The organism is Variovorax sp. Varisp85, from assembly GCF_047304045.1.
In the GTDB taxonomy this organism is placed as follows: Bacteria; Pseudomonadota; Gammaproteobacteria; order Burkholderiales; family Burkholderiaceae_C; genus Variovorax.
This window is the reverse complement of the sequence record NZ_JBGLYN010000012.1, coordinates 1-13465: the sequence shown is the minus strand read 5'-3', so window position 1 is coordinate 13465 and position 13465 is coordinate 1. Positions and strand designations below refer to the sequence as shown.

General features: G+C 67.4%; 15 protein-coding genes. 8 read left to right on the top strand and 7 right to left on the bottom strand.

Annotated elements, in window-relative coordinates; translation table 11 throughout:
- Window positions 1-33 precede the first annotated feature (33 nt).
- The 5 genes from ACCC97_RS07110 to ACCC97_RS07090 are packed head-to-tail and all read left to right on the top strand — an operon-like array spanning window position 34 to window position 3732.
- On the top strand, window positions 34-873 hold the full coding sequence (locus ACCC97_RS07110) for an amidohydrolase family protein (protein ID WP_413331956.1): 840 nt from the start codon (window positions 34-36) through the stop codon (window positions 871-873).
- The gene (locus tag ACCC97_RS07105; RefSeq protein ID WP_007832850.1) at window positions 870-1670 is read left to right on the top strand and encodes an SDR family NAD(P)-dependent oxidoreductase; all 801 of its coding nucleotides are present in this window, start codon (window positions 870-872) and stop codon (window positions 1668-1670) included. Before ACCC97_RS07110 ends, ACCC97_RS07105 begins: the two co-directional genes overlap by 4 nt.
- 37 nt (window positions 1671-1707) lie before the next feature.
- Window positions 1708-2667: a Bug family tripartite tricarboxylate transporter substrate binding protein gene (locus ACCC97_RS07100; RefSeq protein ID WP_413331955.1), complete on the top strand. Its 960-nt coding sequence runs from the start codon at window positions 1708-1710 to the stop codon at window positions 2665-2667.
- Window positions 2664-3191 carry a carboxymuconolactone decarboxylase family protein gene (locus ACCC97_RS07095; RefSeq protein WP_007832847.1) on the top strand — a complete coding sequence of 176 codons (528 nt, stop codon included), beginning with the start codon at window positions 2664-2666 and terminating at the stop codon, window positions 3189-3191. Before ACCC97_RS07100 ends, ACCC97_RS07095 begins: the two co-directional genes overlap by 4 nt.
- 13 nt (window positions 3192-3204) lie before the next feature.
- A complete protein-coding gene (locus ACCC97_RS07090; protein ID WP_007832845.1) occupies window positions 3205-3732 on the top strand; it encodes a DUF4286 family protein in 528 nt (175 codons plus the stop codon).
- Window positions 3733-3756: 24 nt separating this feature from the next.
- Here the strand turns inward: ACCC97_RS07090 and ACCC97_RS07085 are convergent, their stop codons facing one another.
- The 7 genes from ACCC97_RS07085 to ACCC97_RS07055 are packed head-to-tail and all read right to left on the bottom strand — an operon-like array spanning window position 3757 to window position 9510.
- Entirely contained in the window at window positions 3757-5055 is a 1299-nt protein-coding gene (locus tag ACCC97_RS07085; protein ID WP_413331953.1) for an MSMEG_0569 family flavin-dependent oxidoreductase, read from the bottom strand.
- Window positions 5056-5087: 32 nt separating this feature from the next.
- Complete coding sequence (locus tag ACCC97_RS07080; RefSeq protein WP_413331952.1) at window positions 5088-5372, bottom strand: MSMEG_0570 family nitrogen starvation response protein; 285 nt, start codon at window positions 5370-5372, stop codon at window positions 5088-5090.
- Complete coding sequence (locus ACCC97_RS07075; RefSeq protein WP_413331951.1) at window positions 5363-6373, bottom strand: sll0787 family AIR synthase-like protein; 1011 nt, start codon at window positions 6371-6373, stop codon at window positions 5363-5365. The genes ACCC97_RS07080 and ACCC97_RS07075 overlap by 10 nt, the downstream gene beginning before the upstream one ends.
- Entirely contained in the window at window positions 6370-6930 is a 561-nt protein-coding gene (locus ACCC97_RS07070) for an MSMEG_0567/Sll0786 family nitrogen starvation N-acetyltransferase (protein ID WP_007832837.1), read from the bottom strand. The genes ACCC97_RS07075 and ACCC97_RS07070 overlap by 4 nt, the downstream gene beginning before the upstream one ends.
- A 2-nt stretch (window positions 6931-6932) precedes the next feature.
- Entirely contained in the window at window positions 6933-8003 is a 1071-nt protein-coding gene (locus tag ACCC97_RS07065) for an MSMEG_0568 family radical SAM protein (protein WP_007832836.1), read from the bottom strand.
- Complete coding sequence (locus tag ACCC97_RS07060) at window positions 7966-9012, bottom strand: Nit6803 family nitrilase (RefSeq protein ID WP_007832835.1); 1047 nt, start codon at window positions 9010-9012, stop codon at window positions 7966-7968. The genes ACCC97_RS07065 and ACCC97_RS07060 overlap by 38 nt, the downstream gene beginning before the upstream one ends.
- Before the next feature lie 15 nt (window positions 9013-9027).
- Entirely contained in the window at window positions 9028-9510 is a 483-nt protein-coding gene (locus tag ACCC97_RS07055; RefSeq protein ID WP_007832834.1) for an MSMEG_0572/Sll0783 family nitrogen starvation response protein, read from the bottom strand.
- Window positions 9511-9861: 351 nt separating this feature from the next.
- Between ACCC97_RS07055 and ACCC97_RS07050 the strand changes: the two genes are divergently transcribed.
- From ACCC97_RS07050 to ACCC97_RS07040, 3 genes are all read left to right on the top strand, one after another.
- Window positions 9862-11262: a PLP-dependent aminotransferase family protein gene (locus ACCC97_RS07050; RefSeq protein ID WP_413331950.1), complete on the top strand. Its 1401-nt coding sequence runs from the start codon at window positions 9862-9864 to the stop codon at window positions 11260-11262.
- Between the two features lie 246 nt (window positions 11263-11508).
- The gene (locus ACCC97_RS07045; RefSeq protein WP_413332020.1) at window positions 11509-12939 is read left to right on the top strand and encodes an aldehyde dehydrogenase family protein; all 1431 of its coding nucleotides are present in this window, start codon (window positions 11509-11511) and stop codon (window positions 12937-12939) included.
- 20 nt (window positions 12940-12959) lie between these two features.
- Window positions 12960-13465, top strand: a 506-nt coding sequence (locus ACCC97_RS07040) for an NAD(P)/FAD-dependent oxidoreductase (protein ID WP_413331949.1), incomplete at its 3' end; no start/stop codon positions are given.

Below are 13465 nucleotides of genomic sequence, written 5' to 3'. Positions count from 1 at the left end.
TCACCGATATCCGCGGGTTGCAACACTCGCGGCATGACATTGACTCTTCCATCCTGGGCATGCAATGCACATTGCCATGTCTTCGGCCCTCGATCACGCTTTCCATATGCACCCGGGGCCACCTTCGTTCCCCAGGAAGATGCGCCCAAGGAAGCCCTATACGCGCTGAACGACAGCCTGGGCCTGACGCGCTGCGTGGTGGTCCAGTCGAGCTGTCACGGCTTCGACAACAGTGCGACAGAAGACGCCGTCACATCACGTCCTAGCGACTATCGTGGCATTGCCCTGCTGCCAACGGACGTCCACGATGCCGAACTTCAACGCCTCCACGCAGCCGGTTTCCGGGGCGTTCGCTTCAACTTCATGGGACATCTGGGACGGCATACGCCGATCGAAGACGTCCTTGCACTGGCCGCGCGCATCGCGCCGCTGGGCTGGCACCTGCAGATACATGGTGACCCTGCCCTGCTGACCGATCTGGCGCCGGCGCTGCGACGCTCCCCGACACCCGTGGTGATCGACCATATCGGCCGGATTGACGCGGCCCTCGGCCTGAACCAGCCGGACTTCCAGGCGCTGCTGATGCTGATGGCCGACGAGCGCTTCTGGGTGAAGGTCAGCGGCATGGACCGCATCACGCGCCTGGGGCCTCCTTACGCAGACGCTCAAGCCTTCGCCAGGACATTGGTCGCGGAATTCGGCAACCGCGTGCTGTGGGGCAACGACTGGCCCCACCCCAACCACGGAGGGCCCATTCCGGACGAGCGGCAACTGGTCGATCTCATCGCCGAGATCGCACCGAGCCAAGCCGCGCGCGAAGCGTTGCTCATGCACAACCCCCAACGACTTTATCAATTTGGAGACAACCAATGAGCTTGCGATTTGCGAACAAGGTGGCCATCGTGACCGGCGCCGGATGTGTCGGTGCCGGCTGGGGAAACGGCCGCGCCATTGCAGTGCGGCTGGCGGAAGAAGGCGCCAGGGTGCTGGCGGTCGACCGCGATCGTGCGCGGCTTGACGAAACCCTGGAGCTCGCCGGCGCTGCACGCGCCTCGATCACGCCCTGGGTCTGCGACGTGACCAGCAGCGACAGCGTCGCTGCCATGGCGGCGGCTTGCCTGCAGACCTACGGAACGATCGACATCCTGGTCAACAACGTCGGTGGCTCCGCCGCCGGAGGGCCGGTGGAACTTGCCGAAGACGCATGGGATTCGCAGATCGACATCAACCTCAAGAGCGTGTTCCTGACCTGCAAGCACGTGCTTCCCACACTCCTGGCCAAGGGCGCGGGCTCCATCGTCAACATCTCGTCGACCTCGGGCATGCGCTGGACCGGCAGCGCGCAAGTGGCCTATGCGGCGACCAAGGCGGGCGTCATTCAAATGTCGCGCGTCATTGCCGTTCAACACGCCGCGAAGGGCGTGCGGGTCAACAGCGTGGTGCCGGGGCAGTTGCACACACCGATGGTCGAGACGCGGCTGGCCAGGCAGCGCGCAGGCGGCGACGTCGAGGCGCTGCTCGCCCAACGCCAGAAACGCATCCCGCTCGGCTTCATGGGCGACGGCCGCGACACCGCGAGCGCCGTGCTGTTCCTGGCCAGCGACGAGGCACGCTTCATTACCGGCACGGAGCTGGTCGTGGATGGCGGCATGACAGCACGTTGCGATTGAACGCATTCCAACAATTCCCCTGACGGAGAAAAAACTCGTGATCAAGCAATTTCTTCTCGCCGCCGCGCTCGGCCTTTCCATCGCAACCAACGCAGTTGCTCAACCGCAAGTCATGCGCATCGTCGTCACCTTCGCGCCGGGAGGCCCGGTCGAACTGGTCGCACGAATCATGGCGGAACGGCTGGGCAAGGAACTGGGGCGCACGGTCATCGTCGAAAACAAGCCGGGCGCGAACGGAGCGATCGGCGCTGTGAGCGTGGTGCGCTCCCCGCCGGACGGCAACACGGTCTGGCTGACCAGCGTGGGCGCCGCCGCCATCAACCCTGCGCTCTACAAGAGCTTGCCCTATGACATGCAACGCGATTTCGCGCCTGTTGCCGTGGTCGTCAACAACGTCGAACTGCTGGTCGCGAATCAGGACGAATCTTCGAAGGATGCCGCCGAGTTCGTGGCGGCCACGAAAAGCCGCCCCAACCCCACCGCCATCGCGTCGTCCGGCATCGGAAGCATTCCGCACCTGGCCATCGAGCAGTTGAAGGACGCCACTGGTGCCAAGCTCCTGCACGTTCCCTACAAAGGCGGAGCCCTCGCCATCACCGACCTGATGGGCGGGCAGGTGCGCGGCTTCTTCGGTGATGTGCCGGGGCTGCTCAACTACGTGCAGGGCGGACGTCTCAAGGCACTTGGCGTGGCGTCGCCCAAGCGCCTGCCGTCGTTGCCGGACGTCAAGACCCTGGAGGAGCAAGGCATCAAGGGCGTGGACACGAACAACTGGTACGCCATGTTCGCGCCTGCCAAAACGCCTGCGGCCGTTGTCGACGCACTCAACAAGGCCGTGCGCAACACGCTGGCCGATCCGCAGGTGCGGGAGAAGCTGCTCAAGGCGGGCACCGAGCCCGCGCCATCGACGCCCCAGGCGCTGGCCGCGCTGCTGAAGCACGACACCGACAAATGGGCCAAGCTGATCCAAGACAAGAACATCAGGATCGATCAATGACCATCTCCCACATCCGCGTGCCTTTGGTGCAACCCGGCACGGTGCCCGAACTGGCCGAGGTCGAGTCCCGCATCATGGCGGAGCGCGGTCGCGTCTCCCTGCTCTACCAGGTGCTGCTCAACAGCGGCCCGATCGCTTCGGGCTGGGAGCGCCTGCTCACGGCCGTGCGCAACCAGACCGGCGTGCCGGCGGATCTGCGCGAACTGATCATTCTTCGCGTCGCCGTACTCAACGGCGCGAGCTTCGAGTTCGACGCGCATGTGCCCCACGCACAGAAGGCCGGCGTCGGCAGCGAGAAGATCGCGGCCGTTCGCGACGAGGCATTGCCGGACGTCTTCACGCCGATGGAACGCCTGGTGCTGGAACTCACCGACACCATGACCCGGCAGATCGTCGTGCCGCAGGCCCTCATGACGCAGGTGCAGCAGCACTTCGATGCCAGGGGCGTCGTGGAGCTCGTGGCGACGGTGGCGGCCTACAACATGGTGTCACGGCTGCTCGTGGCACTGAACGTCGCGCACTGAAACGAAACGAGCGATGCAAGACCTTTGGCTGCTCAAGCTGGACGCACCTGCTGCATCCAACGAATTGCTCATGGCCGAACTTCATCGGCTCCATCCGGAAGCCCGGCCCTGGCAGGCCGTGGACGACGGCGCGATCTACCTCTACCTGCCGGGCGACGCATTGCCGATCGACGCACTCCCGCGCGGCGGCTCCGGGTGGCATCGCCTTGTCTGCACACAGGAGATAGCGGGCGCTTCGCAAGGCCGGGCCGCCCCGTTCCACTACGTTGTGGAGACAGACGTACTTCCGGAATTCGAGGAAGAACTCAACGCCTGGTATGCGCAGGAGCATCTGCCCGGGCTGGCCGCGGTCAAGGGAACGGTGCGGGCCTCGCGCTACGTCGTTGCTTTCGGCTCTCCCCGGTACTACGCCTGCTACGACCTCGAAAGCCCGGACGCACTCGACAGCCCGGCATGGCTGGCGGTGCGCGCAACGGCATGGAGCTCACGCGTTCGACCGGCATTTCGCAATGCGCGAAGGACAATGTTCTTCAAGCGCTGAACACCATCGGCACATGTTCGATCACTAGGCGGCATGGAGTGTTCGTGCCGCTGCGGCATGGGCCTCGCGCAGTTTCGATCTTCTATTTTCGATGGTTTCCGCGAGGAACGCCGCATCACCGGCTACGCCCGAGAAGCGCCCCGACCCCCAAGTGTGCAGCCACGGCAGGCCCAGGAAGTACAGGCCCGGTTCGTTCGTCACCCCGCGCAGGTGCACCGGCGCACCGCGCCCGTTGAACACCGGCGCATCGACCCACGCGAAGTCCGGCGAGAAGCCGATGCACCATATGACGCTGCCGATGCCCGCCGCCGCAAGGTCGAGCCGCGTGCGTTCTTGCGTCGGCACCCACACGGGCGTGTAGACCGAAGGCGGTGGCGCCTCGATGCCCTTCGCCGCAATGTGTTTGTCGATCGACGCGTTGATGCGGTTGTAGGTGTCGTCCGCCGCATCGAGGTTGTCGCGCAGGTTGGGCTGCAGCTCGAAGTTTCCGCTGTCGAAGCCGCTCAGCACCCCATACAGCTCCATGCCTTCGAGCGCAAAGCGCCGCAGGTCGATGTCGCGCCCGCCGTCGCGGCCGGTCACGTAGTGGTTGGTGTTGTCGCGCACGCCTTCGCGCAGCGGATGCTCGGTGACGGGCATCTCGTAGTACTTCATGTCGGCGAGCCAGTCGACCACCTCGCGGCCGCGGTAGAAGCGCGCGCAGCGCGGCGCGTGGCCTGTGGCCAGGTGAACCTTGCGGCCGGCCAGGTGCAGGTCTTCGGCAATCTGCGCGCCCGACTGGCCGCAGCCCACCACCAGCACCGCGCCCTCGGGCAGCTGCGCCGGGTTGCGGTACTGCGCCGAGTGGAACTGCGCCACACCCGCAGGCAGCTTCTCGGCGAGGCGCGGCACGATGGGGCGGTGGTAGCCGCCCGAGGCCACGACCACCTGGTCGGCGGTGTAGAGGCCGGCGTCGGTCTGCACGTTGAAGCGCTCGCGTTCTCCATCGCGCGAGACGCGCTCGACCGTCACGCCCTCGATGGCCGGTGCCTTCACATGATCGACGAAGCCTGCGAGCCATTCGTTGATCTGGTCCTTGACCATGAAGCCGTGCGGATCGCTGCCGAGGTAGCTCCATCCCGGCAGCTGGCACTGCCAGTTGGGCGTGACGAGGCAGAACGAGTCCCAGCGCTGCGTGCGCCAGGTGTGCACCAGGCTGCGCTTCTCGATCACGAGGTGGTCGATGCCGCGCTGCTGCAGGCAGTGGCTCAGCGACAGGCCGGCCTGGCCGCCGCCGACGATGACGACGCTGTAGTGGCTGCGTCCGCCGTAGGGGTGTGACATGGGGTTCTTCTTTCTCTCTGGGGATGGAGTCGTCAGTCGAAGGCGACGACGGTGACCTGCGCGCCGGCGGTTTCCGCGAAGCGCGCAGCGATGTGTTCGATCTCCGCGAGCTGGTCCATCGCCTGCGAGCACGCGAAGCCGTACTTCGCGCGCACGCGCTCCCTGGCGAGGCCCAATGCCTCGCGCGCGTGCTGCATGAACTCACCGAGGGCATAGGGCTCGCCGGGCACGAGGTGTTCGCGCACCACGCTGGAGGGCGAGTAGCAGCGGGTCTCGCTGGCGTCGGGCCAGCGCACGCGGAAGTGCGTCACCGGCATGCGGCGGCCTCCAGTCGAATGGCGGGTGGCTGGATGAAGGCGTCGCTGCCGAAGTCCCACAGCAGGGCTTCTTCTCCACCGGCACGCAGGTGCACCTGACGCGTGGCGTCGACCTCGCCGATCACGCCGCAGGCGATGTCGCGCGCGGCGAAGCGCGCCAGTACCGGGCCCGCCTGCGCAGGCGCGACGCTCAGCACGAAGCCGTAGCTCGGAAACGAGGACAACCAGCGCATCAGCGGCACGCCCGCGGGCCTGGGCAGTGCGTCGAGCTCGATGCGCGCGCCCACGCCCGAGCACTCCAGCAGCATCATGGCCGTGCCCACCGCGCCCGCCATGCTGATGTCCTTGGCTGCACGGCACAGGCCTTCTTCGGCCAGCGCGGGCAGCACTTCGAGGTCGGCGCGCAGGCGCGCGGCGGGCGCGGCGGTCGATGCGTTCCAGTAGGGAAAGGGCTCCTCGTAGGCGCCGCGCAGGTCGGCCGCCATCACGAGCAGGTCGCCGGGCTTCGCATCGAAGCTGCTGAGCAGACTGCGCGCATGGCCGAGGATCGCGACCGCGAGCTGCGGCCGCTCGCTGCGGTTGTTGCTGTGGCCGCCGACGATGGGCACGCCGTAGCGCACAGCCGCCTCGGCCAGCCCGCACAGAACATCGTCCGCAGGGCTCATGCCGGTGCTCCACAGTGCATCGACCACGGCGGTCGGCCGACCGCCCATGGCGTAGATGTCGCTCACGTTGACCATCACACCGCAGTAGCCCGCGAACCACGGCATGCGCACGATGAAGTCCTCGACCAGCCCCTCGATGGCGAACAGCAGGTAGCCGCCGTGACCGTCGGGAATGGCGGCGCAGTCGTCGCCGATGGGCACGGCCTGCGCGAGCGCCGCGTGGCCGCCCGGAAGCGCCCGACCGAGGGCGGAGACCACATCGCTGATGTCGCGCTTGTGGGCGAAGCCGCGCGTGGCGCGAAGGGCTTCGGCGATTTCGTGGACGTTGTTGGTCATGGCAGCACCTTGGAGCGCGTGACGAAACCGCTCACGGGGTCGTGGCAGGGCGGGTACCAGCCGAGCTCGGCCTGCATGCGTGCATGCGGGCGGCCGTGCACGCCGGTTTCTTCGAGCAGTTGCCAGCCCAGCTTGCGAAAGAGCGGCACGTTCTGCATCTGCACCTGCGCGAAGAAGCGCTTGCAGCCGAGCGCGTTGGCGCGCGAAACCGCCAGGCGGATCAACGTCACGCCCAGGTGGCCCTGGCTGCGGAACGCGGGATGCACGGCAAGGCGTGAGCCCCACCATTCGCCATCTGCCTCCCCGCGGTGGATGCGCACCGTGCCCACCACCTGCTCCGGCATGCCCGCCGCGCAGGACATCGCCACCAGCAGTTGCGCGTGGTCGTCGATGGCATCGCGGTCGTCGCGCACGAAGATGCCCTGCTCGATGCAGAACACCGCCCGGCGCAGCCCCATCGCTTCGTCGCGCTCCCACTGCTGCGCCGCCTCGCGCACCAGGTACTCGACCGGCGCGTAGTGCAGGTCGAGTTCGCTCAGGTCGTCGATGCACAGCATGGTCAGCTTTCGTAGACGGACAGCGACGAGCACGCGCCGCACTTGCCGCAGCCGGCCTTGATGTCGGCCGAGCGCAGGCCCGCCGCCACCACGCGCTCGCCCAGCGGCGCGAGCAGCGACTTCATGAACTCGGGCGTGGGCGCCGGATGGTCTTCGAGCGGCGTGCCGCTGATCGGCACGAAGGGCACGACGAAGGGGTACACGCCGCGCGCGAGCAACTGGTCGCAGGTGTCGAGGATGGCTTCGCGCGTATCGCCCAACCCCGCCAGGATGTAGGTGCTGACCTGCCCGCGTCCGAACACGCCCACGGCCGCCTCGAAGGCGCTCATGTAGCGCGAGACGGGCACGCTCGCCTTGCCCGGCATGAGGCGTTCGCGAACCTCGGGCGTCACCACTTCCAGGTGCATGCCCAGCGTGTCGATGCCGGCCGCCTTCATGCGGTGGAACCACTGGTCGTCGTCGGGCGGCTCGCACTGGCCCTGGATGGGAATATCCACCGCGGCCCTGATGGCGAAGGCGCTCTCGCAGAGGATGGCGGCGCCGCGGTCGGTGGCGTTGGGCGTGCCGGTGGTCATCACCATGTGCTTCACGCCGTCGAGCAGCACGGCGGCGCGCGCCACCTCGGCGAGTTGCTCGGGCGTCTTGCGCGCTACCGTGCGGCCGGCCGCGAGCGACTGGCCGATCGCGCAGAACTTGCAGCTCTTTTTCCGGCTCTCGTAGCGGATGCAGGTCTGCAACACCGTGGTGGCGAGCACGTCGCTGCCGTGCAGCGTGGCGATGTGCGAATAGGGCACGCCGTCGAAGGTCTGCATCGCGTAGAAGCGCGGCTGCTTCGGAAAGCTGATGCTGGCAATGGGAATGCTGCCGCGCATCACGCGGCTCATGCCCTGCGCGTCGGGCGCCTCGGCGGTGAAGGGCGAGTGCCAGGCCGTGGAGGTATGGACCGGCACCATGATCGTGTGGCCGTCCACCGTCACGGCCTTGTGGTCCGAGGGGCCCGCGCCGCCGCGGCGGCTCGCAACGCCCGCCGAAGGATCAACCAGCCGCAACCCGAAGGACTGGAGCTCGGTCATCAGTTGCCGGCTGTCTTGCTGTGTCGTCGTGGTGGTCATGGTCGGAGCTCCGTTGAACAAAGGGTTGCGTGAGATGCATCGGCACGGTGGTTTGCGCCGGCCGGTCGTTGATGGCGAGCGACAGCAGTTCGGGCCGCGCATAGTGGCCGACCGAATCCATCATTCGCTTGCGCTTGGCGATGAGCGCCATGTCGAGGTCGGCCACCACCATGCCCTCTCCCTCGGTGAGCGGCGGCGCGAGGTGCTTGCCCTCGGGCGAGACGATGGCGGTGTGGCAGCCGCCGCGCAACGCCTTCTGCAGGTTGGCGTCGGGCGTGACCGAGCGGATCTGCTCGTCGCTGAGCCAGCCGGTGGCGTTGACCACGAAGCAGCCCGACTCCAGCGCGTGGTGGCGGATGGTCACTTCCATCTGCTCCGCGAAGATCGGGCCGACCAGCGAGCCGGGGAACTGCGCGCAGTGAATCTCCTCGTGCTGCGCCATCAGCGCGTAGCGCGCGAGCGGGTTGTAGTGCTCCCAGCAGGCCAGCGCGCCGACGCGACCCACTGCGGTGTCGACCACCTTCAGCCCCGCGCCGTCTCCCATGCCCCAGACCATGCGCTCGTGGTACGTGGGCGTGATCTTGCGGCGCTTGAGCGCGAGCGTGCCGTCGGCATCGAACACCAGCTGCGTGTTGTAGAGGCTGCCGTGGTCGCGCTCGTTCACGCCGAGCACCACGACCATGCCGTGATGGCGCGCGCGCTCGGCCACGGCCTGCGTGACCGGGCCCGGCACGACCACCGCGCGTTCAGCCAGCCGCAGGTGCGGCGCACCCTGCAGCACCGGCGGCAGCACGAAGCTGAAGTAGGGGTAGTAGGGCACGAAGGTCTCTGGAAAGACCGCGAGCTGCGCGCCCTTGGATGCGGCCTCGTCGATGGCGCTGCACACCCGGTCGAGCGTGCCGTCGGGCCGGTCGAGGTCGGGCGCGATCTGGATCGCCGCGGCACGCACGATGCGGGATGTGGAAGCCATCGCCGGTGCCCTGCCCTACAGCGTCCAGGTGTCGAGGATGACCGCGCCGGCCTTCTTGTGCAGCAGCACCAGGTCCAGCACGTCCAGCGGGTTGATCGGCGTGATGCCTTCGATCAGCGCCCCTTCGCCGTGGCCGTACAGCGCCTGCAGCGCGAAGCGGCAGGCGTAGACCTTGCCGCCTTCTTCCATGAACTTGCTGATCTGCTTGTTGAAGTTCTGGTGGCCCGGGAAGGCCTCGTCGCCCAGCGTGGGAAAGCCGCGCTGCACGCCCAGCGTCACGCCGGGGCCGTACAGCAGCACCGAGGTTTCGTAGCCCTTGCGGCGCAGGCGCGTGGCCTGCAGCAGGTTCACGAAGCCGATGGAACCTTCGAAGGCGACCGTGTGGAAGGTGACGAGCGCCTTCTCGCCGGGGTCGGCCTTGACGTCTTCGAACACCTTCTCTTCGTAGTCGACGAGGTACTCGCCTTTCTCGTTGCGGGGGCGGGTGACTTTGGGCATGGGGTACTCCGGTTGAGGGGTTGAACGCAGGTCTTGCGTGCCTTTCTCTTTGCAGGCGATGTGCCAGCGTGCGGCCGGGTGCGTGCGATCAACTCGCGATCAATGCGCAGCGGTGCGCCTTGCGTGCGGATAAAAAAATTCGAAAGGCCGCAAAGGCGGGCACGCACAGAGGCTGCCGGCCGGTTTCCGCACCGCGACGACGCATCCGCCATGCGATCAATGCACCCGATCAATGAGGTTGATCGCACCCGATCGAAGCATTCGGCGCCTCCGGGGCGGGCGCGATTCCTGCGTGCTTGATCGGTGGCCCGATGCAATCAATGGATGCAATCAACTTCGACGATCCACCCCATGCCCACGATCACCACCCACTGGCGCAAGCAGCTGCGCAACAGCGACCGGCCGGCCTACCTGCTGCTGGCCGATCTGATCGCCGACGACATCAAGACAGGCCGCCTTGGCGTGCGCGACCGCCTGCCTACGTTGCGCGAGCTCGCGGCCGACCTGGATCTCAACTACACGACGGTGGCGCGCGGCTATGCCGAGGCGCGCAAGCGCGGCCTGATCGACTCGCGCGCCGGCACCGGCACCTTCATCCGCTCCGGCAGCCCCAGCCTGCGGCTGCGTGGCGGCAGCGGCGCCGAGATGACGATGAACATGCCGCCAGAGCCCGACGACGCGCACCTGATGGCGCGGCTGCACGAGAGCGCGAGCCGTGCCTTCGCCGAGATCGACTTCCACGACCTGCTGCGCTACCAGGACTTCGGCGGCACCGCGCACGACCGCGAAGTGGCCTTGCAATGGCTGCGACCCTTCGTGCCGCATGCGAGCGTGGACCGCATCCTGGTGTGCCCCGGCATCCACGGCGTGCTCACGGCGCTGTTCTCGCAGCTCGCGCGGCCGGGCGAGCTGATCTGCGTGGAGTCGCTCACCTACCCGGGCGTGAAGGCCATCGCGGCGCAACTGGGCGTGCAGCTGCATGCGCTGCAGCTGGACGACGACGGCCCCATCGCCGATGCCTTCGAGCATGCCTGCAAGACGCTCAAGCCCAAGGCGCTGTATTGCAACCCGACGCTGCTGAATCCGACCGCCGGCACCGTGTCGCGCGCACGGCGGGAAGCGCTGGCCGACGTGGCGCTGCGCTATGCCATTCCGATCATCGAGGACGACGCCTACGGCATGCTGCCGCGCCAGACGCCGGGCACCATCGCCACGCTTGCCCCCGCGCTCACTTACTACGTGAGCGGGTTCTCCAAATGTTTCGGCGCGGGGCTGCGCAGCGCGTATGTGTGTTCACCGACGGTGGTGCAGTCGCAGCGCCTCGCGGGCGCGATGCGCGCCACCACCGTGATGGCCTCGCCGATCACCAATGCGCTGACCACGCTGTGGGTGGAAGACGGAACGACCGAGGCGATGCTGCAGGCGGTGCGCGCCGAATCGGGGGCGCGGCAACTGCTCGCGACGCGCCATCTGGGCGACAGCGGGTTGCAGGCACACCCTGAGGGCTTTCAAGCATGGCTGCCGCTCACACCGGGCTGGAGCCCGGTGGAGTTCGCGTCCTACCTGCGCACCCAGAACGTGGGCGTGGTGGCGAGCGCAGCATTTTCGACGGATGGCGATCCGCCAGATGCGGTGCGCATTTGCCTGGGCGGGCCGATGTCGCGGGAGCAGTGCGATCAGGCGCTGAGGCTCATCGCCGACACGCTGGCGCATCCGCTGCATCCGCACTCGACATTGCAGAAGCGCGGTTAGCCGATCACACGGAGAGCGAGGTCGAGGCGTCGGCAGAACGGATGGCGTGATGGCACGATCTGCTGTAGCGACTCGCACAACCGCAGTCTGCTTTGTGCAAGACCCCCATTGCAGCACCGGCGCGAGGGGCACGCGGCCTAGACTTTTGGACATCCACAAGTCCGACCTCAGCCCCTTTTCCAAAGGACCAACTCCGTGAACTCCTCCATCGTCGAACGCCTCCGGAGCACTGGCCGTCTGGACCGCATGTTCATCGACGGCGAGTGGGTGCTGCCCCAGGGGCAGGCTCGCGCCTCTGTCATCGACCCGTCGACCGAGGAACCCGTTGCGGAGATCGCGCTGGGAACTGCGCAGGACGTCGATGCGGCGGTGGCTGCGGCGCGGCGCGCCTTCGTCGCCTGGTCCGTGAGCTCCGTCCGGAGCAGGGTCTTGCTTCTCGACCGTGTCCACGCCCTGATCCTCGAACGAGCAGAGTCGTTCGCCCAGGTGATCTCGCAGGAGATGGGCGCTGCCATCGGCTTTGCGCGCAGCACACAGGTGCCGGTTGCGGCGCAGCACATCCGCGTGGCCCGGGACAATCTGGCCAGCTATCCGTTTCTCACCCATCGGGGGGACGTGGCCATCATGCGCGAGGCCATCGGCGTGTGCGGCCTGATCACTCCCTGGAACTGGCCGCTCTACCAGATCACCGCCAAGGTCGGGCCGGCCTTGGCGGCGGGATGCACGCTGGTCCTGAAGCCCAGCGAACTGTCGCCGCTGAGCGCCCTGCTTTTTGCGCAGGTGATGCAAGACGCCGGCATCCCGCCGGGCGTTTTCAACCTGGTGAGCGGCACTGGGCCGGAGGTCGGCGCCGCGCTGTCGGCGCATCCGGACGTGGACATGATCTCGATCACCGGCTCGACCAGGGCCGGCGTCCTGGTGGCCCAGGCGGCCGCCCCGACGGTGAAGCGCGTGGCTCAGGAACTCGGCGGGAAATCGCCCAACGTGATCCTGCCGGACGCGGACCTGGCGCGAGCCGTGCCAGCAGGTGTGGCGGCCGCCTTGCGCAACGTCGGCCAGTCGTGCAGCGCGCCGACGCGCATGATCGTGCCGCGTGAGCACCTCCAGGAGGTCGAACGCATCGCGCACGAAGCGGCGTCCAGCTTCGTCGTGGGCGATCCGCGCGCCGAGCAGACCACGCACGGCCCTGTGGCGAATCGCGCCCAGTTCAATCGGGTGCAGGAAATGATCGGCATCGGAATCGCCGAAGGCGCGCGGCTCCTTTGCGGCGGCCTCGGCCGGCCCGAGGCCTTGAGCCGCGGTTTCTACTGCCGCCCGACCATCTTCTCCGCGGTGCATCCGCGGATGCAGATCGCGCAAGAGGAGATCTTCGGGCCGGTACTCGCGATCATTCCGTACGACAGCGTCGACGAGGCCGTGGAGATTGCCAACGGCACCGTCTACGGCCTGGGCGCTCACATCCAGGGGCAGGACCTTGCAGCGGCACGCGCCGTCGCGGCGCGCATCCGCTCCGGGCAGGTGCACATCAACTATCCGGCCTGGAGCCCCCATGCACCCTTCGGCGGATACAAGCGCTCGGGGAACGGCCGCGAATACGGCATCGAAGGTCTCGAGGAATACCTGGAAACCAAAGCCATTCTTGGCTTCGAGGAAAGCAGCGAAAGCGTCCAGGCTTGAATCGACGAGCGAGATTCATCATGTCCCCTCCGCTGCACCATCTCAACACTTCCTCCAAGCCGCCGGCCTCCGCTGACGTCGTCGTGATCGGCGGCGGCATCATCGGCGTCTTTACCGCCTACTACCTGGCCAAGCGCGGTGTATCGGTCGCCCTGGTCGAAAAGGGAAGGATCGGCGCCGAGCAATCGAGCCGCAACTGGGGCTGGTGCCGGCAGCAGAACCGGGACGCTCGCGAACTGCCGATGGCGAGCAAGAGCCTTGATCTCTGGGAACGGTTTGCCGCCGAAAGCGGGGAAGACACGGGCTTCCATCGCTGCGGGCTCCTGTATCTCAGCAACGACGAGGCCGAGCTGTCCCGTTGGTCCAACTGGCGCGATTTTGCGAAGACCGCCGGAGTGGCGACCTACGTGCTCGGCAGCCGCGAGGCCGCCGAGCGCCGCCGCGCGACCCGCCGCGCCGGGGAATGCGGCGTGTTGTCGCCCACCGCCCGCACCGCGGATCCAGGCAAGGCTGCGCCCCCCCTGGG